This window comes from Serratia sp. AR11 (assembly GCF_056376275.1).
Window position 1 is genome coordinate 3022738 of record NZ_CM150739.1, and the last position, 23802, is coordinate 3046539.

Consider the following 23802-nt stretch of genomic DNA (forward strand, 5'->3'; position numbering starts at 1 on the left):
TCACAATTAACCTTGCGCGTTGGGCATTTCTTTATTCGGGGGAATGCGCTATGTTTTCAGGTGAATACCCAAATGTAGTTTCAACAATAACATTGCATGGAGAGTAATTTATGAAGCTATTTAAAACCCTTTCGGTCTTATGCATGGCAGCCGTTGTGGCATTCGCAGTGAGTGCCTGCGCGCCAACAGCGAAATCTGAAGGGACTGGCGGTTATATTGACGATACGGTAGTGACGACCAAGGTGAAGTCAGCGCTGTTGGCGGATAAAACCATCAAATCTACCGAAATCAGCGTCGAGACCTTTAAAGGTCGTGTGCAACTGAGCGGCTTTGTCAGCTCAAGCGCCGATGCCAACCGTGCGGTACAGGTGACTCGTGGCGTAGCGGGTGTGAAATCCGTTGAGAACGTCATGAATATCAAGTAGTAAAAGTAAAACGGAGGCGCTGCATGCGCCTCCCTGTTTCACCCCTGTCAGAAGCGGTACCCTGCCCCGAACATAAACACCCACGGATCCAAACGCGTATCAATGCTGTGATGGTTACCGTCCGCATCGTCAAAGCGAGCTTTGGTTTCGATGTTCATCCACCACACTGACATGTTCAGCATCCAGTGTTCATCCAGGTTGTAATCCAGGCCCGCCTGCGCGGCTACGCCCCACGAGTCTTTTAAACTCAGGTTGCTCAGCCCGGCACTTTTACCGTTATCGTTGAATTTTTCATCGAAGAAGGTGGTGTAGTTAACGCCAAGCCCCAGGTACGGACGCAGTTTGTCCTGTTTGTCGCCAAAATAGTATTGCGCCATCAGGGTCGGGGGCAAATCGTGTACCGTCGCGATGTTGCCGTTCACTGCGCCACCATTCAGCCCTACCTTGTGGCGAAACGGCGTTGCGGCCAGCAGTTCGACGCCAATATTGTCCGTTACCATATAGCCGAAGGTCAGACCAAGCTGGGTATTATTGTCGGCACTGAATGAGCCTTGCCCCAGCACGTCGTCCGATCCGGCGTTTGGCCGCACAGTAGCAGCGCCTGCGCGGAACAGAAAATCGCCTGCCTGATGCGCACTTGCCAACATAGGGGCCATCATCGCCGCCAATACCACCAGAGTTGTCTTTTTCATTATCCATTCCATTTGTGTGGTTATCATCCAGGGGGAATATACCTACTTACGGGTATTTATGATCCCATCGAGATCACATCTTATGTGTAAAAGTTTTAATTCCTACTAAAAACAAGGTTACCTAAGAGGCTAATAAATCAAGGATTGATCTGAATCAAAAAACGCCTTTTGTTGCAAATTATCTACATGTTCAGTTGCCAGGACGCGACTTGAAAGACGACGGGGAATGTCGATGAGGCTGATTGCAGAAGAAATCGTCACAGTGCACTTCGCGGGGTGCCACAGCGGCCTGGAACAGGGTACAATCGCCCACTGATTTTGATTTATCTCTGTTTCTCGATGCCAAGGAGTCTGCATGCCTATCACGGCCAACACGTTGTACCGTGACAGTTTTAATTTTTTCCGTAACCAACTGACCAGTATTCTGATGCTGGCGCTGTTGACCGCGTTCATTTCTGTGCTGCTCAATCAGGCTTTCAGCCCTGACGTCGAGCAGTTGAAGATCCTGAGCGCAACGGAAGGTGACTTTGCTGCATCCGCCGGTATGGGGATTCAGGAAATCATTCAACAAATGACGCCTGAGCAACAGATGGTGTTATTGAAGGTTTCAGCCGCCGCCACTTTTTCCGCCTTAGTGGGCAACGTGTTGCTGGTTGGCGGGATGCTGACATTGATTCGTCTGGTTTCTCAGGGGCAGCGCATCAGCGCACTGCGCGCTATCGGTGCTTCCGCGCCGGAACTGCCGCGTTTACTGCTGCTGCTGTTTATCTGCACGCTGTTGATCCAGCTGGGTCTGACGCTGTTTGTGGTGCCGGGCGTGATCATGGCGATAGCCTTCTCGCTGGCGCCGGTGATTACGGCTACCGACAAGAAAGGCGTTTTCGCCTCGATTAAGCTGAGCTGCAAGTTGGCGTTCGCCAATGCGCGGGTGATTGTTCCGGCGATGATGCTGTGGCTGGCAGCCAAGCTGCTGGTGCTGTTTATGGTGAGCCACCTTTCGGTGCTGACCCCGAACGTCGCCAGCGTGGTGCTGACCGCCCTGAGCAACCTGGTTTCGGCCCTGTTGCTGATTTACCTGTTCCGTCTGTATATGCTGCTGCGCAGCTAATCTTGCGGTAGAAATCCAAAAGGCACGCTTCGGCGTGCCTTTTTGTTTATTGAGCCGCGGTCGGTTCCGCCTGTTCCTTACTTTGGATCAGCTTTAGCGCCAGGTACAAATCCGGTACCAGGATCAATTCCCGGTCGCGCCCCATCCGATTAATACGGAACCAGCGCGTCAGTTCGGTTCGTCGCCCTGCCAGCACCAGCTTCACGTTACGCTGTAACAAATCACGTTTCAATTCGTCGATGGCCGCCAGTACGCTGATATCGGCATGGGTAAAGCTGGCAACGGCGTCCACCACCACCCAACGCGGCTGGAACGGTGTGCTGTCCACCAGGTTCAGGATCCGCCGTTTGAAATACGCCACGTTGAAATAGGTCAGCGGCGAGTTGAAGCGATACATCATCACACCGGGTACCGCTTTAATGCCGTTATTGTTGCCCATCGAGTGGATCATCCCTTCTTCGTTGACGCCCAACAGCTGCTCAGTCGGGCGGAACACCGTGCGCAGAAACTGCATAAGGCCCAGTAAAACCGCCAGGCCAATGCCGCTGATCACCCCGACCAGCAATACGCTAAGGAAGGTAAACATCGCCAGCCGGAAGGCCTGGGCATTGCGTCGCCGCATGATCCAGATGCCACGAATATCCAGCAGCGACCAGGCGGCGTACATCAACACCACGCCCAACCCCGCGACCGGAATAAACTGTAGCGGCGCCATCAGGAACAACAGCACGAAGGCAATTACCGCCGCCGCAATGATCGACACCAGTTGGCTCTTGCCGCCGTTGGCATCATTGACCGCGGTGCGTGAATCCGCCCCGCTGATGGCGAACCCCTGCGACAGCGCCGAGACGATATTCACCAGCCCGAGCGCACGAAACTCGGCATCCGCATTCACCTCGTAACCGTTTTTCGCCGCGAAGCTTCGGGCGGTCAGCATCATGCTGACAAAACTGACGACGGCCAGGTTGAGCGCCGGGATCACCATGTCACGTAGCAAACCCGGTTGAAAATCCGGCCACTGTACTATCGGCAAGACATCACTAAAGCCGCCGACCGTCACCACGCCATGCTGCTGCAGCTTGCATGCCCAGGTAATAAACGTGACCAGAACAATGGCAAATAACGGTGCCGGCCAGTTGGGACGCCATTTTTTAAACCCGATCAGCGTAACCAAAGCCAGTAACGAGACCGCCATGGTCAGCCAATCACTGTGCATCAGGTTGCCTGGCAACGCGTAAATACGTTCGATCAGCTGCGCCGGGTGCACGCCAAATCCGAACACCTTGCCAATCTGATCGACCATGATGGTAACCGCCACGCCGTTCAGCAACCCGCTGAGTATCGGCCGTGAGAGTAAATCGGCCAGTGCGCCCAGTTTGAAGCGGCTGGCCAACAGACACCAGGCACCCATCATCGCCGTCATCATAATGGTCAATTGCCAGTGGCGTTCCATATTACCCGCCGCCAACGGGGTCACAACGGCGGCAATCACTGCACAGGTCGCCGCATCCGGCCCCACAATCAGTTGGCGTGAGGAGCCGAAAAACGCATAGGCCACCATGGGTAAAATACAGGAATATAACCCCACTATCGGGCTGACTCCGGCCAATTCGGCGTAGGCAATCGCTACCGGCAAGGCCACGGCGGCGACGGAAAGCCCGGCGCGGATGTCCGGTTTGAGCCAACTGCGTTGATACCCTAATAAATGCGTCAAACCGGGCGTAAGCGCCTGGAGAGATTTCCACTGCATAAACTGTTTTCCGTTATAAATTATCCGGCTATTATTGCGCGTATCATGCGATGCCAATGCCGTGCTGGCAATCTGCCCGCCGCGAACTCGCGACCCCAATCGTAAGTTTATGCAAATTCCTGCTTTCATGGCGGAAATCCGGCGGCCAAACGCCGATAATCAGCAGTTGCCAGCGGTACACAGAGCCCGCCAAATCCGGTATAGTCGGCCGATAAACAGATGATGGATTGATTTATGAAGCAGTTTCTTGATTTCCTCCCGTTAATTGTCTTTTTCGCTTTTTATAAGCTCTACGATATCTATGTGGCCTCTGGCGCATTGATTGTTGCTACCGCCCTGGCGCTGGTGTTCACCTGGTTCAAATACCGCAAAATCGAGAAGATGACGCTGATCACCTTCCTGATGGTGCTGGTGTTCGGCACTTTGACGCTGGTGTTCCATAACGATTTGTTTATCAAGTGGAAAGTGACGATCATCTATACCCTGTTCGCGCTGGCGCTGCTGATCAGCCAACTGGTGCTCAAAAAACCGTTAGTGCAACGCATGCTGGGCAAAGAGCTGACGCTGCCGGATAAGGTCTGGAACAGCCTCAATCTGGCCTGGGCGGTGTTCTTCCTGGTCTGCGGCCTGGCAAACATCTACGTCGCCTTCTGGCTGCCTCAGAGCGTTTGGGTTAACTTTAAAGTGTTCGGCCTGACCGCGCTGACGCTGGTCTTTACTCTGCTCAGCGGCGTATATATTTATCGGCACATGCCGGAAGAACAGAAAAAATAGTTACAAAATTGTTAATGCCCGTGGCCTTTGCTACGGGCAGTATAGTGAAATCCCTTCTTTGATAAGCAGACAGCTATGACTCAACAACGACCTTTACCCAGTGGCGAAATGGTGCTGCGAACGCTGGCAATGCCGGCAGATACCAATGCCAACGGCGATATTTTTGGCGGCTGGCTGATGTCGCAGATGGATATCGGCGGCGCTATTCAGGCCAAAGAAATTGCCGAAGGCCGCGTAGTCACCGTGCGTGTGGATGGCATGACCTTCCTGAAGCCGGTCGCGGTAGGTGACGTGGTATGTTGCTACGCGCACTGTATCCGTACCGGACGCAGCTCGATCACCATCAATATCGAAGTGTGGGTCAAGAAAGTGTCTTCCGCCCCTATCGGCCAGCGCTATCGCGCCACCGAAGCGGTGTTTACCTATGTTGCCGTAGACGATGAAGGCAATTCACGCGCCCTGCCCGATGGCAAGATGAACTTCCGCGTCGGATTCGAAGAATAAGCCTTAGCGCCAGGATTCTTTTTCAAAAAGCCCGATGTGACCCATCGGGTTTTTTTATTGATGCTGATTACCCGGTGCCGCAATACCCAGTTTCGATAACGCCTTTTGAACGTTAAAGGCCTGAATCTTGATTTTGCTTGTGTATAATCAACCGGGTACCCTCACGACCTGGGGCGCCTATGGGTATTCTGTTAAGGGATGCGCACTATCAATCCATCTTGTGACATAAAACTGAGGTTATAAGTAGAGAATGGCTACCCTTAAAGACGTTGCACTCCATGCCGGTGTCTCTGTAACGACAGTATCGAATTTTATTAATAATAAAAAAAAGCTCAAAGATGATACCCGGCATAACATTCTGGAGGCTATTCAAGCTACCGGCTACCGACACAATGCCCTGGCCGCCTCATTGAAGAAAAGCTCTGCGAGCCTGAGAAGTATTGGCATCATTTCCATCGTTGACCAAAATCCCTTTTTCTCCGAGTTATTCTTCAAGCTGGAAAATGAGTGCTTCAAGCAAGACTTTACCGTTATCTCCTGCTTCCGCCATAAAGATAAAGAGGATTTACACACCTACATTAATCTGATGTCGGGTCGTGTTGACGGAATCATCCTTATCTCGTTAAAGCGCGATAAAATCGATAACGTAATCAAACATATCCATGCGGTCCCCGTCGTTGCCATCGCTTTCGATATCGGTGATGTAATGAGCCTGTGCGGCGGTACGGAATTCAATTTACACAATGAGACCGGCGGCTACATAGCCGGCAGGTTTTTGCTGTCCAAAGGGCACAAAAAAATTGCCTGCGTTACCGGCCCAAAAGCGTTAAAAACCACGGTGAATCGCATCGCGGGTTTGAAAAAGGCACTTGCAGATTTTAACCTGCCGGAAGACGCGGTCGATTTTATCGAAGGGAATTACACCTATCAGAGTGGCGTTGATGCCATGTATCAACTATTTTCCTCCGTGGCGTTGCCAACGGCCATTATCTGTCATAACGACTTAATGGCCATTGGCGTACAAAATGCAGCGAATGAGTTAGGTTTGAAAATACCCAGAGAACTCTCGGTCATTGGCTATGATGATATAGAAATGTCCAAATTGTCTTTCCCGTCACTCACCACGGTCAGAATTCCTTTGGACGACATTGCTTACCAGGCGCTGGAAGGGTTGAGCATGAAAATGTCCACCCCAGGCAGTAAAGCAATAATATCCGCCACGCCCAGCCTGGTTGTCAGGGGCTCAGTCAGTGAACCCACCGATTTTGGCAAATGACCGTCAAAAACGCGTAGTCTAAGCGGTAACCCTCTCCGCCATGGTTGCCATATAGAGATCGAGCACACCCCGATGGTCAACCTGAACACAGACCCGTTGCTGAGGTTTGCCACTCCACTCATCGATAGGGTAAGGTTTCGCCCCTTCCTTAAGCAGGGTATGCCCGATGGCCGGCCCCTCGGTAATCACCCGTACAGCACCGACTTTTACGTCAAACAACTCGGGCGCAATGGCATAGGCAATGGCCGAGGAGTCATGTACATAGAATCCATCCATGCCGATCTCCCTCTTATGAAAATCAGCGTAAAAACGCGTGATCTGGTAAATGAATTCACCGTACCGGGCTGAATTGATGCGCAACCGCTCAATATATTCGCTGCTCATCACCGTTTGCTGAGTGACATCCAGTCCGACGACGGTAACCGGCCAGTCGGTAGTCATCACCCTATCGGCTGCATGGGGATCACCGATGATATTGGCCTCGGCAAAAGGGGTAACATTGCCCGTATGACCGTTATGGCCAAATGCCCCACCCATAATAATCACCTCTTTAACCAGGCTGGCGATGCCGGGATCCTTTTCAACCGCCAGGGCAAGATTGGTCAACCTGCCGACGGCAATCAGCGTGATTTCACCGGGATGCGCTTTTACGCTATCGATGATGTAGTCATGTGCCGCTCGCTTATCAATACCCTGGTAATCCCCCGCGGGGATATCTATATCCCCCAAACCATTTTCGCCGTGAACGAAAGTGGTCGCCTCACCCGCCGCTACCACCAAAGGCGTATCCGCGCCCACGGCGACATCCGCAGTCAGGCCAAACCGCTGCTTTATATACAGGGCGTTTCTTGTGGCATTCTCAATGGTCGCATTGCCAAAAACCGTGGTAATGCCCACCAGCTCGATCTGGTCACTGGCATGTGCCAATAGCATCGCCATAGTGTCATCAATACCGGGATCCGTATCAAAAATGACTTTTCTCTTCATAAGTAAATTTCCTTTGTGGACTTGGAATTTTCAACCTTCTCAAGGATCAGGCAGGCGACAACGCAAACGCATACGGCAGTAAAACCCAGGGCGGTCATGACCATCGCACTGGCAACCCCGAACCGCGCAACCATGGCGGCAGACAAGGCCGGTGAAATGGTGCTGCCAAGGGTTCCGCACGTCAGCAAGAAGGTGACGAGCACCGCGGGTGAGTTTTTAACCTGCTGAGAGCCAACAGAAATCCCTAATTTATAGACACACGAGGTCAGGAAACCGAACCCCAGGGTGGCGGTCAAAAAGACTTTCGGGCTATGGGTCATGCTTAAGTAGAAGGTTACGACAATGGCGATGACAGAGACCGTCACCAACATGACCCTCGCGGGGATCTTATTCACTAATATGGCGGCGGCGATTAGGCCAAACACGGATGGCCCCCAATAATTTCGCACTGCCGCACCGGAATCCGTCGAAGATAAACCAAACGCCTGCTGCAGGTAGCTGGGCGACCAGGTCAGGAAAGTGCTTTGGGCGAACAGATAGATACCCAGCGCTAGCCCCATCAGAATCACTCTGGGGGTCATAATCTGTTTGAAGTTAAATCCGGAAGCGCTGGCGTTGGCTTCACCTCTCGTGTTTTCCGCCAAATCCCCTTTCGGGTATTGCAAAACAAAGGTGCTGATAAACACCAGTGCGGCAATAATGCCGACCAATCCGTAAGCATTGGTCCATTGCATGTTGGCAGCGATGATCATTGTCGCCACCGATGGAAAAATAAAACCTGATGCGCTAAATGCACAGTCGGTGGCGATAAAGGCGGAAGCGCGTTTGTTTTCATCAAAAACTTTGGAGATCAGTACGGCACCACCTGACAAACCGGTACCGCAGCAGGCTCCCAAAACAAACAGATAAAACGAGACGACGAACGGATTTCTGACCTCGAGAAAGACCAATGCGGCCATAACAATCAGAAAAATTGCATAGGTGGCTCGCAAAATGTGGCGGATCTCAAATCGGGAATACACCACCATCGAGATGAATGTCCCCAGGAGAGTACCGCCGGTCAGGTACGAGAACATGGCCGCGGCGTCCGTAATACTGATATCCAGATATTGAGACATCGGACTAATGACAATGCCTATTTGAGTGAGGAGTCCGGCCATCACCATGTAGGTCATAAATGAGACTGACAGTAAACTTGCTTTGTAAGAACTCATAGCTTTCCCTGAAAAGGTTTAACGTTACACCAATTTATTTTGTTTTATGCACCTTTTTATTGAAGTGATCGGGTTCACAATTCGTTCAGAAGGCTGTTATTAATACGACAAGTGGGATGGGGATCGTGTTTTTTTGAGGTAAATCCAGAGAATTAACCCCAGAGTAGGGTTTTTATTCATTAGGCCAGGGGCGAATCAACTAAAGGTTTATCGTTACACTCTTTTATTTCCAACAAAATTTCAAAGCGAAGACGATGTTTTACCGGGTCGCAGACAGCAAAAAGGGTCGCATGGCGACCCTCTTCGTTATAAAAAAACCATCTCAGTGTCAGTTCATTTCCGTGGTGCCATTAATTTTAAAGCGAATGTTTACGGTACGATCTTTCGCTTCTTTGGCTTCATAACGCCACTTGCGTAATGCCTGTTTCACTTCACGCTCAAACATATTGCGCGGCTCCGCAGACAGGATACGCACGTTACTCACACGACCATCACTGTCGATATCAAACTGCACCCGCACATTGCCTTCAATCTGCAACGCTCTGGCACGCGGTGGATAAATCGGATCGGCACGGCTGATCGGTTTCGGCCCCACATCTCGTGAATTGCCCTGAATCGGTGCTGCCGGCCCCTGCTTCACCGGGGCCTTATCGATAGGCTTGGCCGGTTGGTTATTTTCAAACGGCGACGGCTCACGCGGTTCGGCTTTCTGTGGTTCACGCTTAACCGTTTTTTCGACCTTCGGCTTCGGTTTTGGCTTCGGCTTGGGTTTTACCGGCTCCGGCTTCAGTATCGCCTTCGGCGGTGGCTCTGGGAGCGGTTCCGGCTCCGGTTCCGGCTCTACCTGCGGCTCTGGCTCAGGTTCGGCCGGTGCAGGCGGAGGCGGCTCTGCCATCGCGGCGGTATTGATCATCATGACGCTGATCGGCGCATCTTCAGGTTTAGGCAACTCCATCACTTCCTTGACAGAAGCATAGAGCAGACCCGCCACCAGGGCGCTATGTAAGCCAACAGACAGGATAATTGGCACGGACAAACGGCGATTAAGGAACATCTTTTTTAGCGGCATAATGATTCTGTTTCCTCTGGTTCGCCAAGTTTAAATGCAAATAGCAATCATATTCAATAACGAATGGCAAACTATCGCTCTAATCGTCATTATTCATCGCTAAAACCTGCAAACTCATGGGGATATTAACCTTTCATTTGCCTTTTTACTTAGGCTTTTACACGCTTCATTAACCTGATTTACCGCCGCCGAAAATAAAAAACCCGCCGTAGCGGGTCATTCGTCACCAATGCAGCGTTACTCTTCATCGCCGTAATACAGCACGCCCAGTTTGATCAACGGCCGGCCCTGCGCCTTGCGATGCAGGTTGCTGTCACGCAGCGAATAGACGCAGCCACAGTACTCCTGCTGATAAAAGCGTTCCCGCTTGCTGATCTCAATCATCCGCGACGCACCGCCCTTTTTGCGCCAGTTGTAATCCCAATACTCCAGGTCCGGGTATTTTTCCGCTGCGCGCACGCCGCAGTCGGTGATTTGCTGCATATTCTTCCAGCGTGAAATTCCCAGCGAACTGGATATGGTGTCGTAGCCATGCTCATGCGCGTACAGCGCAGTGCGTTCGAAACGCATGTCGAAACACATGGTGCAACGGATCCCGCGCTCAGGTTCGTGCTCCATTCCTTTGGCGCGAGCAAACCAGTTATCGGTATCGTAATCGGCGTCGATAATAGGCACGCCGTGCTGCTCGGCAAAACGGATGTTCTCATCCTTGCGCAGCAGATATTCTTTTTGCGGATGAATGTTCGGGTTATAGAAGAAAATGGCGTATTCGATGCCAGAAGCCTGAATAGCTTCCATCACCTCACCGGAACAAGGCGCACAGCAAGAGTGCAGTAGCAGTTTGCTTTTGCCTTCAGGCAAGTCGAGTTTATCTCTAACCAGTTCCGTCATTTCCTCACCTCTGGATCCTTGTCTCATTAAATTGCGCGGCCGCACTATACGAATAAAAGCTAGTCGCTTCAAGGCATAAGCGCCAGCCGCAGGCAAATTCCAACGGGCAGGCATTCCCATGTATCCCCTTTTGCGCTACTTTACATTTACCGTTCTATAGCAATGATTTTAAAGGTGAAACATGCTTTATCTGATCTACGCACAAGACGTACCCAATTCATTGGAAAATCGCCTGTCGGTACGCCCGGCCCACCTGGCACGCCTGCAGGTACTGCGTGATGAAGGCCGTCTGGTGGTGGCCGGTCCCAATCCTGCCATCGACAGCAACGACCCAGGCAGTGCCGGTTTCAGCGGTTCTACGGTGATTGCGGAATTCGCCTCACTGGCAGACGCCCAAGCCTGGGCCGAGCAGGATCCCTACGTTGACGCCGGCGTTTATGCTGACGTGACGGTTAAACCCTTTAAACAGGTGTTCTAGTTTTAATCACGACCCGCTGGATTCTGCTGCCGCGGGTTAGGCATTATCACCTTTCCCGCTAAATTACAGACAAAAAAAAGCCAGCACGGAGTGGCTGGCTAAAGGGTTCTTCGAGGGAATATCTTGTTCGATAAAATTACTCTTTTCACCTGCCGGTCCGCCAGCTATCGCTGTGATAGGTGAACTATTTTTTCGCCAGAATCAGCGTCTGCATATCCGCGAACATGGCATCCCATTCCGGCTGGTTAATCTCCATCAGGCCAAAGAAACGCAACATAAATGCCCCTTCGGTAGCCAGAAAGGCCAACCGCGCCCTCTTGCCCTCCTCGGTGGTTAAATCCAGACCGGCGATCCGGCTGCGGTACCACTCGCGCGTGCTTTCCAAATGCTCTGGCGTTTGGATCAGGGTCGCCATCAGCCCTGCGGCCTTGGCGCTGGATGCCTGATCGGAACTTTGGGTGGCCTGCATATGCGCCTGCACCGTTGTTGTGGCCGAGGGACTTTCCCCGGCAATGGCATCGAAAACCTGGTCATAGGCTTTACCCCAACGCTCGAACATCGCATCAATCAACGCGTCTTTAGTACCAAAGCAATACTGCACCCCGCCCTTGGAAATTCCCATCGCCTTGGCGACAGAATCAATGGTCAAACCGGCGGCACCCTGCCTGGCGACAATCTCCTCGGCCATATCCAGAACCTTGTCGCGATCGATGCTCCGTTGACGTCCCATTGAGAAACCCTCTTTTCAATACATACGTATGGATATATATTACGCCAGTATACCACCCGGCGCGTTCGGGTGGTGACCTTATGGCAACGCATCCGCGTCGCCTGCTTTTTTGGAATAATATTATGCACGCAAACAACCGCTGGTTGATCCTGGCAATGATCTCCAGCGCGCTATTTTTGATCATTATCGATATGACGGTGCTATACACCGCATTGCCACGGCTGACCCAGGCGCTGGACGCCAGCGCCTCGCAAAAATTATGGATTGTGAATGCCTACCCGCTAGTGGTCGCCGGGTTACTGCCCGGTGCGGGCATGCTGAGCGATCGCATTGGTCATAAACGGCTGTTTATTGCCGGACTGCCGGTGTTTGCCGTCGCCTCCCTTTGTGCCGCCTTTTCTCCGACAGCCGAATGGTTGATCGCCGCCCGCGTATTCCTCGCGGTAGGTGCGGCGATGATGATGCCGGCAACCCTGTCCATTGTCCGCCATGTGTTTACCGACGAACGTGAACGCGCCCTGGCGATTGGCATTTGGGCCGCAGTCGCGTCCGGTGGTGCCGCTATCGGCCCGGTGGTCGGTGGAGTCTTGCTGGAGTATTTCTGGTGGGGATCGGTATTTTTGATCAACGTCCCTGTCGTCATGGTGGTGCTGCCGCTGGCCTGGCGATTGATACCGCACTGCGGTGGGGAAAATAAGCGCCCTTACGATATCATCGGGTCCGTGCAGATCATGGCCGGTCTGGTGGGTAGCATCTATGCCCTGAAGGAGATGAGCAAAACAACGCCCTCCATTTCTGCGCTGGCAATCGCCGCCACCATTGGCATTTTGTCGCTCTGGCTGTTTGTTCGTCGACAGCGTCGGGCCCGTTACCCGATGATCGACTTCTCACTATTTCAGAATCGGCTGTTTGCCGGCGGCGTCGGCGTGGCTCTGGTGTCGATGGTTGCGCTAGTCGGTGTTGAACTGGTACTGACTCAACGCCTGCAACTGGTGCTTGAGCTGAGTCCATTACAGGCCGCGCTGTTTATTCTGCCGATCCCGGTGGCCTCCGCACTGGCCGGTCCGCTGGCCGGTTTACTGCTGCCGCGTTACGGCGAGCGCAACATGATATTCGGTGGATTGTTCCTGACCGGCCTGGGCATTGCCGGGCTGGCCCTGCTTTACCAGAACAGCCTGATGTCGCAGTTGGTTTGTCTGTTTATCGCCGGTTTTGGCATCGGTGGTGCCATTACCGCCGCGTCGACCGCCATCATGCTCAACGCTCCGGAAGAAAAATCCGGTATGGCTGCCTCGATCGAGGACGTGTCCTATGAGCTGGGTGGCGTACTCGGTATTACCTTGCTGGGTGGGTTGATGACCGCCATCTATAGCCACAGCCTGGTGTTACCCGACAATCTGCCGGTGGGCGATGTCGCTTACGACAGCATTGATGAAGCCCTGCGGCTGGCAGCTAATCTGGCTGTCGAACAAGCTGAACAACTGAGACAACTGGCTCGGTTGGCTTTCGACCGAGCATTTATCGTGGTGCTGATTGCAGCAGCATTACTGATGGCGCTAAGTGCCGGCGTGGCAAAAATGTCCTTGCGCAAGTAATGATGCAAAGCCGCTGTTGTTGTTAACACATTCTGCTTACACTGAATTGGCAATTGGCTTCTCGGGTTTATCGTTATCGGTTTCAGCGATTGCATTGATGCTTTTGATCGTCTTTAACCCTGCGATAAATCCGGTTACTGTGTTTGTTATGGATATTGTGTAAATCATCGAATCAAATAATCAGGAGAAGATTATTATGGCAACGACGAAGAAAGCAGCGAAAAACCATATCGGCCTGGACAGCAAACAATCGGCAAAACTATCGGAAGCGTTGAATGCGCTGCTGGCAAATTATCAGGTGCTGTATATGAACGTGCGCGGCTACCACTGGAATATTTCCGGCCCGCACTTCTTTGAACTGCACGTCAAATTTGAAGAAACCTATAACGATCTGCTGACCAAGGTTGATGAGCTGGCAGAGCGTATTCTGACTCTGGGCTCGCAGCCGCGCCATGCGTTCAGCGATTATCTGAAAACGTCTGATATCAAGGAAGACACTAATGTCACCGACGATAAAGGCACGTTGGGTGGTTTGCTGCACGGCTATTCGGTGCTGCTGCAACAGCAGCGCGAGTTGTTGACGCTGGCCGCCGATGCGGGTGATGAAGGTACTGCTTCACTGATGAGCGACTACATCAAAGAGCAGGAAAAACAGGTGTGGATGCTTAACGCCTATCTGGGGAAATAACCCCCGGCAGCCAAAACCGGATTTTCCTTCTTTTCAGTACTCAAACAGTCCCCAAGGGGACTGTTTTTGTTTTACCACTCGTAGGCCACCACAAACAGCAATGAACGCCGGTGCTGGTCATCCAGGCGACGACGCACCCGAATAATATGCCGATTGCTGCAAGACTGGCGTTCCAACCAGCGATGCCTGCGGCGCTGACTCTGCCGCAGCATCCGCCAGCGGCCCACCTCGTTTCTACTGCGTCTCATCGTTTTGTCACTCATTCGTCAAATGCCAACGGCGGGCATTATAGTCCTTTCATTACAGGATCCAAGCCACAGTTCAGCGTATTTTCATTCGGCTGGGCGACGCGCCTTCCGCGCCAAAATGTTTTTTTGTTTACAGCAAGTGCCTTAAGCCAATCATATTTTTGCAACATAAGCGCCGAGAAAAGGTTTCCCCTTTAGCGTTCTGTGCGTACACTCATCGTTGGTGGTTTGCGAACGGGATTTTTCGCCTTTATGACAACATTTTATACCGTAATCAGTTGGCTCATGGTGTTCGGTTACTGGCTGCTTATCGCTGGTGTGACACTGCGTATTCTGATGAAACGCCGCGCCGTACCTTCCGCTATGGCCTGGCTGCTGGTGATCTATATTCTGCCGCTGTTCGGTATTGTGGCTTATTTATCTTTTGGTGAATTACATCTGGGCAAACGGCGTGCCGAACGCGCCAAGGCAATGTGGCCTTCTACCGCACGCTGGCTGAGCGAGTTAAAAGAGAGCCAGCGCATCTTCGCCACCGATTACAGCGAGGTCGCCAGACCCCTGTTCCAACTCTGCGATCGCCGTCAGGGCATCGATGGCGTTAAGGGCAACCAACTCCAGTTACTCACCACTACCGATGCAACGCTGAAGGCGCTGATCCGTGATATTGAGCTGGCACGACATAATATAGAGATGGTGTTTTACATTTGGCAGCCTGGCGGGTTGGTCGATCAGGTAGCCGAATCGCTGATGGCCGCTGCGCGCCGTGGCGTACATTGCCGCCTGATGCTGGACTCTGCCGGTAGTTTGCAGTTCTTCCGCAGCCCCTATCCTGGCATGATGCGCAATGCCGGTATCGAGGTGGTGGAGGCACTCAAGGTAAACCTGTTCCGCGTTTTCCTGCGCCGAATGGATTTGCGTCAGCACCGTAAAGTAGTGCTGATTGACAACTATATTGCCTACACCGGCAGTATGAACATGGTCGACCCACGCTATTTCAAACAGGATGCCGGGGTCGGTCAGTGGATCGATTTGATGGCCCGTATGGAAGGCCCGGTCGCCAGTACCATGGGCATCGTTTATGCCTGTGACTGGGAGATTGAAACCGGTAAACGGATCCTGCCGCCGCCGCCGGACGTCAATATCATGCCGTTCGAACAGGAAAGCGGCCACACCATTCAGGTTATCGCCTCAGGCCCCGGGTTCCCGGAAGAAATGATCCACCAGGCGTTGCTGACTGCGGTTTACTCAGCACGTGAACAGTTGATCATGACCACCCCCTACTTCGTACCCAGCGACGATTTACTGCATGCGATTTGCACCGCCGCCCTGCGCGGGGTTGAAGTCAGCATCATTGTCCCACGCGATAACGATTCAACGATGGTCCGTTGGGCCAGTCGTTCTTTCTTCTCCGAACTTTTGGAGGCTGGCGTACGCATCTATCAGTTTGAAGACGGCCTGCTGCATACCAAAAGCGTACTGGTTGATGGCCAGCTCAGCCTGGTCGGCACGGTGAATCTGGACATGCGCAGCCTGTGGTTGAACTTTGAAATTACCCTGGTGATTGACGATGACGGTTTCGGTAGCGATCTGGCCTGCGTGCAGGACGACTATATTGCTCGTTCGCAGTTATTGAATGCCGCAGAGTGGCAGAAACGGCCGTTCTGGCACCGTATTGTTGAGCGCCTGTTCTACTTTTTCAGCCCGCTGCTATAAATGCCGTAGTGGGCATGCTTCATACCCGTCGCCTTTCAAGTTGCAGCGTTGTTACCTGCACTCGGTTATGTGGCCCGTCCATGGGCCACCCCCCTTCGGGGCCGCTGCAAGCAGCGTTCAAATCGGCTCCCGGCAGATTTGTCACCCCCAGTTACTTACTTAAGTAAGCGCCTGAGGATGAATGAGCTGGTCGCCTAGCTGCAACTTGAAATTCATAGGGTATAATGAGGAATCATTTGTTATCAGGATTTAATTATGGATTTGAATAACCGCCTTACTGAAGACGAAACGCTGGAACAGGCTTACGACATCTTTTTGGAGTTGGCCGGCGACAATCTGGATCCGGCGGATATTCTGCTGTTCAACCTGCAGTTTGAGGAGCGCGGTGGCGCAGAACTGTATGACCCGGCGGAAGACTGGTCAGAACATGTGGACTTTGACCTGAACCCGGACTTTTTCGCCGAAGTGGTGATTGGCCTGGCGGACAGCGATGGTGAACCGATCAATGACGTGTTTGCCCGCGTGTTACTGTGCCGTGAGAAAGACCACAAGCTTTGCCACATTCTGTGGAAAGAGTAACAGCGTATACATCAATATAAACCATGCCGGTCACGTTGACCGGCATGGTTATTTACCTTTGCCGTCAGGCGACGATCACCTGGAGATTGGCCGGGAAAACCAGGTTCTTCAATTTCTTCTCCGGATCGCTGGTCACCAACCACGAAATATCTTTTAAATCTGCGACCAGGCCCGTCGCATGGTTATTCAGCTTATGTCCATCGGCGAGAACAATGGTTTTGTTGCTGTTTTTGATCATCTGACGGGCGATCGCCGCTTCGTTCAAATCCTGATCCATCACCCCGGCCTTAGGGCTCACCGCACCCGCACCTATAACCGCATAATCCGCATAGAAAGCGCTGATGCCCTGCAATGCCACCGGCCCAATGCATTCCATTTTTGACAGACCAAATTGCCCGCCGATCAAAATCAGGTCAATCGTCGTATTTTCATGAAACAGGTTGGCAATAACCGGTGAATTGGTGATAACGGTAAGCTGGTTAATGCCGGCAATCTGTTTGGCAAATTCTAAGGTTGTGGTACCAAAATCGATAAACAGTGAGTCACCGGGCTTGATCAATTCGGCAGCTTTAACGGCTATGGCCTTTTTGTCATCCTCAGCCAATCTGGCTCGCTGATTAAACTCCAGCTCAAACCCAAACTGAGCGATGACTGCCCCGCCATGGATTTTCTTGATGTGTTTGAGTTCTTCAAGCTTATTGAGATCTCTGCGGATGGTCTCCTGCGAAACATTAAAATCATCAGCCAGTTCATTGACGAAGACTTGCCCGTTAGTTTTCAACTTTTCGAGAATGATGTTTCTGCGTTCTAGTGCGTTTGAATAATCCATCTTCTAACCCATCTCGCTGCATTTAACATGATAAAAATTGTGGATTTAAGGGTTTTTCATTGCTTAGTTGGCAATTGTTCACCAACTCCAACCATGAAGCAACAGCCTATTGAACTTTCACACACAAAAACACAGCAACAACCACATCATAACCACACTGCCATCAGTAAAAACCGCGATATTGGTCACAATTAAATCGAATGTTGTGATTTTAATGTTGATTTAATGTGCTTTAATGATAATAAGTAATATAAACGGGCACAATGACAACATCTAAACCACAAATAGACCTGAGGGCTTTATGCTGAACCAACGCTATGCAGCCATTGACCAAGGAACAACCGGAACACGCGTCGTGGTGTTCGGCGAGGATGGGAAACACTTTTCCCCCGCCGCCATCGCGCATAAACAGTTAACGCCCAATCCGGGTTGGGTTGAACATGACCCTATGGAGATCCTGCGCAATATACGAACCTGTCTCAGCCAGTGTGGCGTCGTCGATGCTATGGGTTTGGCTCATCAGGGAGAGAGCGTTGTTGCCTGGGATGCGCAGAGCGGTTTACCGCTATATAACGCCATTATTTGGCAAGATCAGCGAACTGAATCCGTTCTCCGCCGTCTGCGAGCAGAAGGTGTAGAAGAAACCGTTCGAGCAAAAACCGGCTTGCCACTGGATACCTATTTCTCAGGCAGTAAGCTGGGTTGGATTATGCGCAATGTGCCCGGTGCCGACGAGCTTTCTCGCCGCGGTCAGTTACGGCTTGGCACCATGGACAGTTTTTTCATGTTCCATCTGTGCGGTACTCATGTCACGGACTACAACTCAGCCTCCAGGACTTCGCTGTTCAATATTCACACCCTGCAATGGGATGAAGAACTGTGCCGGATTTTTGGTGTTCCAATCGCCGCATTGCCAGAAATTCGGGATAATATCGGCCACTTTGGCGATGTGACTTGCTCTGGCAATACCACACCATTGACCGCCTGCATCGTCGATCAATTTGCCGGTACCTATGGCCATGGCTGCCTGCAACCCGGCCAGATGAAAATCACTTTCGGTACTGGCGCATTTTTGCAGTCTATTACCGGTACCGTGGTGCCCGATGCGCAGGGCTCGGGTCTATTGCCGACGCTATGTTGGAAATTACCGGGTGAACCCCCGCTCTATGGCCTGGATGGCGGCGTCTATAACGCGGCATCAGCCATCAACTGGGCCAAAAAGATCGGCTTGTACAGTGATATCGAGGAGTTCTCAGACTTCCCGGCTCAACCTGCTATTGCTCGTGGATTGGCATTTATCCCTGCGCTCTCCGGGTTGGGCTGCCCATATTGGGATCGCTCCGCTGCGGGTCTCTGGGCCGGGTTGTCGCTCGAAACCGAACGCAAAGATATGCTGCAATCCATTCTTGAAGGGATCGCCATGCGCTCAGCCGAGGTGATCTACGCCATGGACAAAGTTCGCCCCATTGGCGACACCATTTCTGTGGACGGTGGCCTATCGGCAAATCTCTACTTTAAACAGTTTCTGGCCAGCCTGATCCAAAAACGCATCGTCACTCCGTCAAACCGGGAAATTACCGCCCAGGGCGTCGCTTTATTGGCGCGCAAGGGGTTAGGTAATGCCCACCCCATGAACGTCAGCACACAACACGTTACTACTGAACCTGCAGAACGCGATCTGTCCCCTTATTTTGCAAAATATAAGGACATTATTTCCCGTTCCCGCAATCTGCGTAGTGAATAAATAATAAGAAAAATGGAGGCAGTTATGTCTGAGATTGGCAACATCATTATCTATATCATTATGGCCGGAACCCTGCTCGGTGCCATGGCATCGGTGATAAAACCCGAAAGCGGCTTAGGCAAGGAGTTCGTCAATGGTATCCACTCGATTGGCCCCGTATTTCTGGCACAAGCAGGTATTATGGCGGCGATCCCGATCCTCTCTTACGCCATTACCTACACCGTCGGCCCACTGTTCCAATCAATGGGATCGGATGCGTCCATTGCCGCCCTTTCCATTATCGCCGTTGATATGGGGGGCTACCAGTTGGCGGACGCCATTGCCGCAAACCGGGATCAATGGATCACCGCGATGCTGATTGGCTACACCTCGGGTGCCAGCATCGTTTATTTGATCCCGGTCGGTCTGGTGATGTTACAACCCAAAGACCACAAATATCTGGCTCTGGGCGCCATGGCAGGCTTGATCAGCATCCCATTTGGGGTATTGATTTCATTGACGATCATCACCTTCAATAATATTCCTGTGAGGGACATTATCTCCACATCTTCACCCGCCAACCATTACCTGAGCATCGACTTTTTCAATGCCTTACAGCTGCTTTCGCCCCTGTTTGTCTTTTGTATTCTGCTGGCATTGGGACTGAAATACCGAACCTTGTGGATGGTTAAATGCTTCCTGTTCTTTGGCAAAATTATGGATGCCTTTATCAAGATGGTGCTGGCCGCCTGCATTATTCAGCACTTCACCGGCGTGTTTAGCAAAATCTTTGGCGGTTGGGTATTTGATCCCCTCTTCGCCGACGAAAAAGAGCTTTATCGGGCCATTGAGATTGCCGGTTATATCGGCATCATGCTGGCAGGTACCTTCCCGATTTGTTACCTGTTCCAAAAATATTGTCAGCGCCCGATGAAGTTCATTGGCCGCCAACTTCGGCTTACCGACGCTGGAGCCATTGGCATGGTCATGGTGCTGGCAAATATCATCGCCGTCTATCACCTGTTCAAAGATATGCGAGCCCGTGACAAAGTGTTATGCGTGGCTTTTGGTATCTGCGCCCAGGCCACATTAGGCGACCATTTGGCCTTTACCGCTAACTTCCAGCCGACCCTGGTCCTGCCAATTATGGTCGGAAAATTTCTTGCCGGCGCCATTGCCGTAGCCATCGCTATCTTCATTTCCGTACCGGAAGCGCAACGTATGGAAAAGCGCGATCAGGTTGAAGAGGACGCGGTACAAAACGATCGACCGGCCGTCCCTCAAACCATTTAATCCCCCTATTTTATCCCCTTGCTGTGCCTTCCCAAGGCGCAGCTTTATTTTAAGTCTATGAGGTCACCATGCGTAAGATATTCCTTGCCTGCCCCTACAGCCATGCCGATGAGAATGTAGTCCAGGAGCGTTTCCTGGCTTGTAACAAAGTCGCTGCCAACATCATCGAGGCGGGCCATGCGGTTTTCAGTCAGGTAACCATGTCGCACCCGATTAATTTGCAGTTGGCAAAGTCCGATAAGGCAGAGATTGGTAAAATATGGGCTCCCGTTGACGCCCTGTTTTTAGATTTGATGGAAGAGTTGGTTATTTTGGATCTTGCCGGCTGGGATAACAGTGCAGGCATCAAGCGAGAGATTGAGTTCTATCAATCTCGCAATCAACGCGTAAGCCTGTGGTCAGAAGTTGAGCACGAATTTAAATAACTCTCTGTAATCCGACCAAAAAAATAAGCCTGCAAATTTGCAGGCTTGAGTTTGATGACAAAGTTGTCTTTGAGTCCGAGATACCCGGGCCTAGCGGGCGATAACCCTTATTTGGCTGTCCGATGTTAAGCCAGAAATATCGATATTTTTCAGAAGAATACGCCGCTCAGGCAAGCAACGGTGTTTACCACGGTAAAGTTCCTTTTCACCATCACGCACGATGATTTCGCCTTTATGATAGCGGTTAACACGCACGTTCAATGTGACGCGATCCGCGGCCTCTGCCGAGACGGAGATAACATTGGGTGCGGCAATACGGAATACCTCATCCAATTGAACTGGAATATCAAAACGCTGCGCACCTTGCCGTAGTAGTGATTGTGCAACCAACCGACCTACGCGTAACCCCTCCAGGTAACACTGATCGCCCATATCAGCGGGATGAGTCATATTGCCCACCACATAATAATCGCGGTCAGAACAACGGCCATGTTGATCGAACCATGGACGGCCACTCTCTGGCTCGTAGGCCAGGTGGCTGTTACGAATCAGCGTATACTCGCCGGTAAAACGGCCGGTAAAGATAATACTGTCGCAGGCCAGTTGCTGCGCACTGCCGTCTGCGGCGGTAAATTCGATACTTTCTACCCGTTCACGGCCATTGATCTGGGTAACATGCGCCCCCAGATGGAGTTTCACCCCCATAAGGCGGGCATATATTGCTGCCAGACGAAACGCAGTTGGCCGGGTGTTTTCATCAATCAGCGCCAGGGCTTTAATACCCGCATTGCGTAACGTCCAGATAGTGGAAAAACTGACTAATTCAGACCCTATGATCACCGGCTGAATACCCGGCTTTAGTTTTTTCAAATAGATAAACTGCTGCAATGCCCCCGCGGTCAGCACCCCCTGCGGCCTGACGCCGCTAACCAGTCTGGCGTGGCGTGGCGTTTCGCGCACACCGGTGGCAATAATGACGCGTTTACCTACCAGGGTTTCAAGACCCCGGTCGCTGGAGACCGTCACTTCACCACCTGGTTTGATATTCACCACCGTGGTGCCGGTTCTGATTTCACAATTGTTTTGCACCAGGCTCAATATCCGTTCAGCCCAAATATGTCCTTTCATCGGTCGGTGGAAGGTCTGCATGCCGAAGGTTGGGTGGCGACAATGGCGCGGTACACCACCCGCCTCCTTTTCTCTTTCCAACAACAGAACGCGGTTTACTCCCTCGTCCCATAAAGTCCGGGCGGCGGCCAAACCGGCAGGCCCTGCGCCAATAATAATGACGTCGTATAATCGACTCATTCTACCCTCCCGACGACCAGCATATTATCCAGACGGTCGCCCGCAATTTCGGCAACCTGGTTACTACAGAAAAAACCGTTACAACGTCCCATCATGACGCGTGTGCGGCGACGCAGACCCCCGATACATTCAGGCGGTACCGCCGAGTGGAAGGCCGCCTCCAGCTCGCGTCGCGTAACCAATTCGCAATGACAAATGATGCCGCCATTGCCCGAACAGGCATAATCGCGCGGTTGGTAGTCAGACAACATCGGCATCACCGGCCACTGCACCTCGGCTGGCGGTTGGGTTGGAAACAGCTCGCTGAAATGGTTGCGGTAAAGATCTTCCACATGGGCGGCAATGCCCAACGCGGCAGTCAGCCCGGTGGACCGAATGCCACCTACGCTGACCCAATTATCCTGAGGGTAATGATAAATTCGATACTCTTTCTTTTCCGTTGCTGGGCGAAGGCCAGCATAGGTGGCGGTAACGGTATATTGGCCCAACGTCGGCAGCATTTGGCTGCCTTTTTCAATCAGCCCTTTAAGCACCGCCTCATCCACATCCGCACGATCACGATCGGTTTGTTCCTCGGCCGTTGGACCCAAAATCATATTGCCGAAGATAGTCCGACACAGCAGAACGCCTTTGGTGGTAGCTGTCGGTACCGGCAAGATAATGGCATTGATATCTGCGGCCGCCGCTTTGTCATAGACCAGAAACTGCCCTTTGCGCGGGCGGATCTCATAGTCCGGCGTACGCCACAGGCCATCGATCAAATCGCCATGGTTGCCTGCACAGTTAATCACCAGTCTGGTTCTCACACTGCCCTGACGGGTGTTTAATAACCAGCCTTGCTCATCCTGCGTCGCGTTGGTCACTTCGCAATTGAAACGGTATTCTCCGCCATGCATCACGCCCTGCGTGACATAAGCGAGCGGCGCGCTCCAGGGGTCGATGACATATTCGCCGGGGACAAATACGCCCCCCAACACCCCCTCGGCCAATTTTGGCTCGCGCAGGTAAACATCAGCGGCTGTAATTTGCTCCACGTCAGTCACCCCATTTTCATGCGCTTGCTTCACAATGCCAGGGAGAGCGGCAAGCTGTTCTTCATTCCAGGCCACCACAATAGCCGTGGTCTGCAACAGTGGGAGATTCATCTTTTCCCGGATCGCCAAATATTCTTCGTAGCCAGCCTGCATGCATTGTAACTCCAGGCTTCCTGTAGGTGCGTCAAAGCCCGTATGCAAAATGGCACTGTTAGCCTTGCTGGCGCCCGACAAGATATCACCGCCCCGCTCCAGCAATAGCGTTTTCGCCCCCATAAGGGTGAAACGCCGGAAAACGGCACACCCCACCACGCCACCACCAATAACTACCACATCAACATTTTCATTCAGCTGTGTCATACGCGTTATCTCACCACGAAACATGTGACAATAAAACCACACAAGCACGGCAATTACAACACCAAAACCACATAAATCAACACTAGAGAAAAACCCAGAAAACACAAAA

Annotated in this window: 24 protein-coding genes; 13 read left to right on the forward strand and 11 right to left on the reverse strand. The window is 52.0% G+C overall.

Features of this window, described 5'->3' with window-relative positions; genetic code table 11:
- Positions 1–110 precede the first annotated feature (110 nt).
- Complete coding sequence (locus tag ACSOSI_RS14230) at positions 111–425, forward strand: BON domain-containing protein (protein WP_012145400.1); 315 nt, start codon at positions 111–113, stop codon at positions 423–425.
- A 47-nt stretch (positions 426–472) separates the two neighbouring features.
- Here ACSOSI_RS14230 and ompW read toward each other — a convergent pair whose 3' ends face one another.
- The gene (gene ompW / locus ACSOSI_RS14235) at positions 473–1117 is read right to left on the reverse strand and encodes an outer membrane protein OmpW (RefSeq protein WP_017893033.1); all 645 of its coding nucleotides are present in this window, start codon (positions 1115–1117) and stop codon (positions 473–475) included.
- A 355-nt stretch (positions 1118–1472) separates the two neighbouring features.
- Between ompW and ACSOSI_RS14240 the strand changes: the two genes are divergently transcribed.
- Positions 1473–2225: a YciC family protein gene (locus ACSOSI_RS14240; protein WP_012145402.1), complete on the forward strand. Its 753-nt coding sequence runs from the start codon at positions 1473–1475 to the stop codon at positions 2223–2225.
- Positions 2226–2271: 46 nt separating this feature from the next.
- Here ACSOSI_RS14240 and ACSOSI_RS14245 read toward each other — a convergent pair whose 3' ends face one another.
- Positions 2272–3975, reverse strand: a complete 1704-nt coding sequence (locus ACSOSI_RS14245) for a SulP family inorganic anion transporter (protein ID WP_476705653.1) — start codon at positions 3973–3975, stop codon at positions 2272–2274.
- Between the two features lie 234 nt (positions 3976–4209).
- On the opposite strand from ACSOSI_RS14245, the gene ACSOSI_RS14250 reads away from it, so the two are divergent.
- The 3 genes from ACSOSI_RS14250 (at position 4210) to ACSOSI_RS14260 (ending at position 6529) form a co-directional block, all read left to right on the forward strand.
- Positions 4210–4749, forward strand: a complete 540-nt coding sequence (locus ACSOSI_RS14250) for a septation protein A (protein WP_012145404.1) — start codon at positions 4210–4212, stop codon at positions 4747–4749.
- A 75-nt stretch (positions 4750–4824) separates the two neighbouring features.
- Positions 4825–5253, forward strand: coding sequence for an acyl-CoA thioester hydrolase YciA (yciA, locus tag ACSOSI_RS14255; protein WP_012145405.1), 429 nt, complete (start codon positions 4825–4827; stop codon positions 5251–5253).
- 250 nt (positions 5254–5503) lie between these two features.
- On the forward strand, positions 5504–6529 hold the full coding sequence (locus tag ACSOSI_RS14260; RefSeq protein WP_218216540.1) for a LacI family DNA-binding transcriptional regulator: 1026 nt from the start codon (positions 5504–5506) through the stop codon (positions 6527–6529).
- Positions 6530–6547: 18 nt separating this feature from the next.
- Here the strand turns inward: ACSOSI_RS14260 and ACSOSI_RS14265 are convergent, their stop codons facing one another.
- The 4 genes from ACSOSI_RS14265 to ACSOSI_RS14280 form a co-directional block, all read right to left on the reverse strand.
- Entirely contained in the window at positions 6548–7516 is a 969-nt protein-coding gene (locus ACSOSI_RS14265; protein WP_017893036.1) for a nucleoside hydrolase, read from the reverse strand.
- A complete protein-coding gene (gene tsgA / locus ACSOSI_RS14270) occupies positions 7513–8730 on the reverse strand; it encodes an MFS transporter TsgA (RefSeq protein ID WP_012145408.1) in 1218 nt (405 codons plus the stop codon). Before tsgA ends, ACSOSI_RS14265 begins: the two co-directional genes overlap by 4 nt.
- Positions 8731–9058: 328 nt before the next feature.
- Positions 9059–9799 (reverse strand): TonB system transport protein TonB, encoded by a 741-nt coding sequence (gene tonB, locus ACSOSI_RS14275; RefSeq protein ID WP_261098294.1) that lies wholly within the window; start codon positions 9797–9799, stop codon positions 9059–9061.
- A 237-nt stretch (positions 9800–10036) separates the two neighbouring features.
- On the reverse strand, positions 10037–10690 hold the full coding sequence (locus tag ACSOSI_RS14280) for an epoxyqueuosine reductase QueH (RefSeq protein WP_017893038.1): 654 nt from the start codon (positions 10688–10690) through the stop codon (positions 10037–10039).
- A gap of 181 nt (positions 10691–10871) precedes the next feature.
- On the opposite strand from ACSOSI_RS14280, the gene ACSOSI_RS14285 reads away from it, so the two are divergent.
- Positions 10872–11168, forward strand: coding sequence for a YciI family protein (locus ACSOSI_RS14285; RefSeq protein ID WP_476705654.1), 297 nt, complete (start codon positions 10872–10874; stop codon positions 11166–11168).
- A gap of 184 nt (positions 11169–11352) precedes the next feature.
- On the opposite strand, the gene ACSOSI_RS14290 is transcribed toward ACSOSI_RS14285, so the two are convergent.
- The gene (locus tag ACSOSI_RS14290) at positions 11353–11898 is read right to left on the reverse strand and encodes a TetR/AcrR family transcriptional regulator (RefSeq protein WP_259189530.1); all 546 of its coding nucleotides are present in this window, start codon (positions 11896–11898) and stop codon (positions 11353–11355) included.
- 122 nt (positions 11899–12020) lie between these two features.
- Between ACSOSI_RS14290 and ACSOSI_RS14295 the strand changes: the two genes are divergently transcribed.
- The gene (locus ACSOSI_RS14295) at positions 12021–13493 is read left to right on the forward strand and encodes an MFS transporter (protein ID WP_476705655.1); all 1473 of its coding nucleotides are present in this window, start codon (positions 12021–12023) and stop codon (positions 13491–13493) included.
- Positions 13494–13689: 196 nt separating this feature from the next.
- Entirely contained in the window at positions 13690–14181 is a 492-nt protein-coding gene (locus ACSOSI_RS14300) for a Dps family protein (RefSeq protein ID WP_012145415.1), read from the forward strand.
- Between the two features lie 71 nt (positions 14182–14252).
- Here ACSOSI_RS14300 and ACSOSI_RS14305 read toward each other — a convergent pair whose 3' ends face one another.
- A complete protein-coding gene (locus tag ACSOSI_RS14305; protein ID WP_071593055.1) occupies positions 14253–14429 on the reverse strand; it encodes a YciY family protein in 177 nt (58 codons plus the stop codon).
- A 252-nt stretch (positions 14430–14681) separates the two neighbouring features.
- On the opposite strand from ACSOSI_RS14305, the gene cls reads away from it, so the two are divergent.
- Both cls and ACSOSI_RS14315 read left to right on the forward strand, forming a co-directional pair.
- Positions 14682–16142, forward strand: a complete 1461-nt coding sequence (cls, locus tag ACSOSI_RS14310; RefSeq protein WP_012145416.1) for a cardiolipin synthase — start codon at positions 14682–14684, stop codon at positions 16140–16142.
- Positions 16143–16397: 255 nt separating this feature from the next.
- A complete protein-coding gene (locus ACSOSI_RS14315; protein WP_004945300.1) occupies positions 16398–16721 on the forward strand; it encodes an HI1450 family dsDNA-mimic protein in 324 nt (107 codons plus the stop codon).
- Between the two features lie 64 nt (positions 16722–16785).
- Here ACSOSI_RS14315 and ACSOSI_RS14320 read toward each other — a convergent pair whose 3' ends face one another.
- Complete coding sequence (locus tag ACSOSI_RS14320; protein WP_012145417.1) at positions 16786–17550, reverse strand: DeoR/GlpR family DNA-binding transcription regulator; 765 nt, start codon at positions 17548–17550, stop codon at positions 16786–16788.
- Between the two features lie 301 nt (positions 17551–17851).
- On the opposite strand from ACSOSI_RS14320, the gene ACSOSI_RS14325 reads away from it, so the two are divergent.
- From ACSOSI_RS14325 to ACSOSI_RS14335, 3 genes are all read left to right on the forward strand, one after another.
- The gene (locus ACSOSI_RS14325; RefSeq protein ID WP_476705656.1) at positions 17852–19294 is read left to right on the forward strand and encodes an FGGY family carbohydrate kinase; all 1443 of its coding nucleotides are present in this window, start codon (positions 17852–17854) and stop codon (positions 19292–19294) included.
- A 24-nt stretch (positions 19295–19318) separates the two neighbouring features.
- On the forward strand, positions 19319–20566 hold the full coding sequence (gene eutH, locus ACSOSI_RS14330; RefSeq protein ID WP_112362452.1) for an ethanolamine utilization protein EutH: 1248 nt from the start codon (positions 19319–19321) through the stop codon (positions 20564–20566).
- A gap of 68 nt (positions 20567–20634) precedes the next feature.
- Positions 20635–20991, forward strand: a complete 357-nt coding sequence (locus tag ACSOSI_RS14335) for a DUF1937 family protein (protein WP_476705657.1) — start codon at positions 20635–20637, stop codon at positions 20989–20991.
- A gap of 90 nt (positions 20992–21081) precedes the next feature.
- Here ACSOSI_RS14335 and ACSOSI_RS14340 read toward each other — a convergent pair whose 3' ends face one another.
- Positions 21082–22299 (reverse strand): FAD-dependent oxidoreductase, encoded by a 1218-nt coding sequence (locus ACSOSI_RS14340; RefSeq protein WP_476705658.1) that lies wholly within the window; start codon positions 22297–22299, stop codon positions 21082–21084.
- On the reverse strand, positions 22296–23693 hold the full coding sequence (locus ACSOSI_RS14345; protein ID WP_476705659.1) for an FAD-dependent oxidoreductase: 1398 nt from the start codon (positions 23691–23693) through the stop codon (positions 22296–22298). The genes ACSOSI_RS14340 and ACSOSI_RS14345 overlap by 4 nt, the downstream gene beginning before the upstream one ends.
- Between the last annotated feature and the right edge of the window lie 109 nt (positions 23694–23802).

Coding starts and splice junctions, on each gene's coding strand:
- ACSOSI_RS14230 (WP_012145400.1), top strand. CDS start 111: ATGAAGCTATTTAAAACCCTTTCGGTCTTATGCATGGCAGCCGTTGTG.
- ompW (WP_017893033.1), bottom strand. CDS start 1,117: ATGAAAAAGACAACTCTGGTGGTATTGGCGGCGATGATGGCCCCTATG.
- ACSOSI_RS14240 (WP_012145402.1), top strand. CDS start 1,473: ATGCCTATCACGGCCAACACGTTGTACCGTGACAGTTTTAATTTTTTC.
- ACSOSI_RS14245 (WP_476705653.1), bottom strand. CDS start 3,975: ATGCAGTGGAAATCTCTCCAGGCGCTTACGCCCGGTTTGACGCATTTA.
- ACSOSI_RS14250 (WP_012145404.1), top strand. CDS start 4,210: ATGAAGCAGTTTCTTGATTTCCTCCCGTTAATTGTCTTTTTCGCTTTT.
- yciA (WP_012145405.1), top strand. CDS start 4,825: ATGACTCAACAACGACCTTTACCCAGTGGCGAAATGGTGCTGCGAACG.
- ACSOSI_RS14260 (WP_218216540.1), top strand. CDS start 5,504: ATGGCTACCCTTAAAGACGTTGCACTCCATGCCGGTGTCTCTGTAACG.
- ACSOSI_RS14265 (WP_017893036.1), bottom strand. CDS start 7,516: ATGAAGAGAAAAGTCATTTTTGATACGGATCCCGGTATTGATGACACT.
- tsgA (WP_012145408.1), bottom strand. CDS start 8,730: ATGAGTTCTTACAAAGCAAGTTTACTGTCAGTCTCATTTATGACCTAC.
- tonB (WP_261098294.1), bottom strand. CDS start 9,799: ATGCCGCTAAAAAAGATGTTCCTTAATCGCCGTTTGTCCGTGCCAATT.
- ACSOSI_RS14280 (WP_017893038.1), bottom strand. CDS start 10,690: ATGACGGAACTGGTTAGAGATAAACTCGACTTGCCTGAAGGCAAAAGC.
- ACSOSI_RS14285 (WP_476705654.1), top strand. CDS start 10,872: ATGCTTTATCTGATCTACGCACAAGACGTACCCAATTCATTGGAAAAT.
- ACSOSI_RS14290 (WP_259189530.1), bottom strand. CDS start 11,898: ATGGGACGTCAACGGAGCATCGATCGCGACAAGGTTCTGGATATGGCC.
- ACSOSI_RS14295 (WP_476705655.1), top strand. CDS start 12,021: ATGCACGCAAACAACCGCTGGTTGATCCTGGCAATGATCTCCAGCGCG.
- ACSOSI_RS14300 (WP_012145415.1), top strand. CDS start 13,690: ATGGCAACGACGAAGAAAGCAGCGAAAAACCATATCGGCCTGGACAGC.
- ACSOSI_RS14305 (WP_071593055.1), bottom strand. CDS start 14,429: ATGAGACGCAGTAGAAACGAGGTGGGCCGCTGGCGGATGCTGCGGCAG.
- cls (WP_012145416.1), top strand. CDS start 14,682: ATGACAACATTTTATACCGTAATCAGTTGGCTCATGGTGTTCGGTTAC.
- ACSOSI_RS14315 (WP_004945300.1), top strand. CDS start 16,398: ATGGATTTGAATAACCGCCTTACTGAAGACGAAACGCTGGAACAGGCT.
- ACSOSI_RS14320 (WP_012145417.1), bottom strand. CDS start 17,550: ATGGATTATTCAAACGCACTAGAACGCAGAAACATCATTCTCGAAAAG.
- ACSOSI_RS14325 (WP_476705656.1), top strand. CDS start 17,852: ATGCTGAACCAACGCTATGCAGCCATTGACCAAGGAACAACCGGAACA.
- eutH (WP_112362452.1), top strand. CDS start 19,319: ATGTCTGAGATTGGCAACATCATTATCTATATCATTATGGCCGGAACC.
- ACSOSI_RS14335 (WP_476705657.1), top strand. CDS start 20,635: ATGCGTAAGATATTCCTTGCCTGCCCCTACAGCCATGCCGATGAGAAT.
- ACSOSI_RS14340 (WP_476705658.1), bottom strand. CDS start 22,299: ATGAGTCGATTATACGACGTCATTATTATTGGCGCAGGGCCTGCCGGT.
- ACSOSI_RS14345 (WP_476705659.1), bottom strand. CDS start 23,693: ATGACACAGCTGAATGAAAATGTTGATGTGGTAGTTATTGGTGGTGGC.